Origin of the sequence: Microbispora sp. H10885, from assembly GCF_014161415.1 — a bacterium.
Classification (GTDB): Bacteria; Actinomycetota; Actinomycetes; order Streptosporangiales; family Streptosporangiaceae; genus Microbispora; species Microbispora triticiradicis.
Window position 1 is genome coordinate 1 of sequence record NZ_JABBWY010000043.1, and the last position, 542, is coordinate 542.

Here is a 542-nt window from a genome sequence, read left to right on the forward strand (position 1 = left end):
TCCTTCATCGGCTCCTGATGCCAAGGCATCCACCGTGTGCCCTAAAAAACTTGGCCACAAAGATGCTCGCGTCCACTATGCAATTCACAAACAACAACCAGGCAAACCAGCCCACCCCACCACCAAAAACCCCCACCCCCCACAAGGAGAGCAGAAGCCGGTATGGCAGGAGACCAGCCCCAAAGAGAAAACCAAACCCACTCGCAAGCGGCCACCGCAAAAGCAGTGGCCGGCGAACAGTCCGTTCCCTCAGGACCCAACAGTGTGCCCGAACCCACCAAGCCCCGCCGAACGCTTTCCCACTCCGCACACAAGTGCGGCGGTACTCACCCCGGCAGCCGAACCCGGCCGATCCGAATAACCAGTGCTCCACTAATGAGCTCACCGAGCAGGGAACACGCGTCCCTGAACCCGGCATGGACCAACCCCGACCCTCCAACGAGGATCCGAGCCGGCCGGTGCTCCTTAGAAAGGAGGTGATCCAGCCGCACCTTCCGGTACGGCTACCTTGTTACGACTTCGTCCCAATCGCCAGCCCCACC

General features: G+C 60.9%; 1 rRNA gene. It reads right to left on the reverse strand.

Features of this window, described 5'->3' with window-relative positions:
• Positions 1-469: 469 nt before the first annotated feature.
• A 16S ribosomal RNA gene (locus HHX37_RS35420) occupies positions 470-542 on the reverse strand; the annotation flags it as partial.